Genomic DNA, 1,159 nt, shown 5'->3' with positions numbered 1-1,159 from the left:
TGAAACCTTCCATACGGTACATGCGCTCAACGTCAGGCTCAGGGAGCTAATGACCGAGCTGAATAACCGCCCAATGAAAGGTTATGGGGGCCAGAGCCGAGCACAGCGCTTTGCGCTGCGCGATGCGCCGTGTTTGCAGCCCTTGCCAGCCCTGACATATGAATATACCGAATACCGTGCGGTAAAGGTCGCTCCGGACTATCACGTCGAATACGACCGCCACTGGTACTCCGTTCCCCCACGAGCTGGTTGGTGAACGGCTGTCTGTAAAAGCCGGGCAGACGCTGGTCCAGGTCTGGCATAAGGGCCGCTGCGTGGCACAGCACCCTCGTAGCGATCGGCAGTACAGTCACACCACTAATCCGGCACACATGACGGTCAATCACCGCGGGCACAGCAGCTGGACACCTGAAAAGCTGCTGGATAATGCCGCGAGGACCGGCAAGGGGACTCGGCAGGTGGTGGAAGCGATGCCAAAGGCGAAGAATCATCCCGAGCAAGCTTATCGGGCTGTTCTAGGCCTGCTGTCGCTCCAGAAAAAATACTGCTCCGAACGTCTTGAAAAAGACTGTGACACGGCCTGCGGGCTGAACCATCCGGAAATGCGTTTTATCGAGAATCTGCTGCGTCATAACAGGTAGGGCATCGGAGAAACAGTTAAATAAAATAGAGAGTTACAGCTTCCACTAGAGCACGATAATCTGCGTGGTCCGAAATATTACCACTGAAAAAGGAGTCGTTATGACTGATGACCTGCTAACCAAACTCAGAGCGCTCAAGCTGTCAGCAATGGCCGATGGCATGATATGCCAGCGTGAGGCACCTGGTACATACAATGAGCTGGGGTTCGCAGAACGCCTGGGGGCTACTTGTCGAAGAAGAACTATTGAATCGTGAAAAAAGCCGTGTTGGTCGGCTGAGAAAGCGGGCGCGGTTGCGCCACGGTGCAACCCCTGAGGGTATTTGCTATCCGGTATCCCGAGGGTTAAAGGCCGAACAGATGCGCGAGCTTCTGAACGGGCATTACATCACCCACAGCAATAATATCCTGATAACAGGGCAAACTGGCAGCGGTAAAAGCTGGGTAGGTTGTGCGAGCAGGCGTGCCGCCAAAAGAGAAGCGTCCAATACTGGCGTATGGGTCGGCTGCTGGATCAGC

At 54.9% G+C, this 1,159-nt stretch carries 2 pseudogenes; both read left to right on the top strand.

Annotated features, from left to right (window positions below):
• Positions 1–728, top strand: a pseudogene (locus QZ506_RS05405) (IS21 family transposase); the annotation flags it as partial.
• Between the two features lie 13 nt (positions 729–741).
• Positions 742–1,159 (top strand): annotated as a pseudogene (locus QZ506_RS05400) (ATP-binding protein); the annotation flags it as partial.

The sequence above is a fragment of the Candidatus Symbiopectobacterium sp. genome, from assembly GCF_020054415.1.
GTDB lineage: Bacteria > Pseudomonadota > Gammaproteobacteria > Enterobacterales > Enterobacteriaceae > Symbiopectobacterium.
This window is presented reverse-complemented; position numbering and strand designations above follow the sequence as displayed.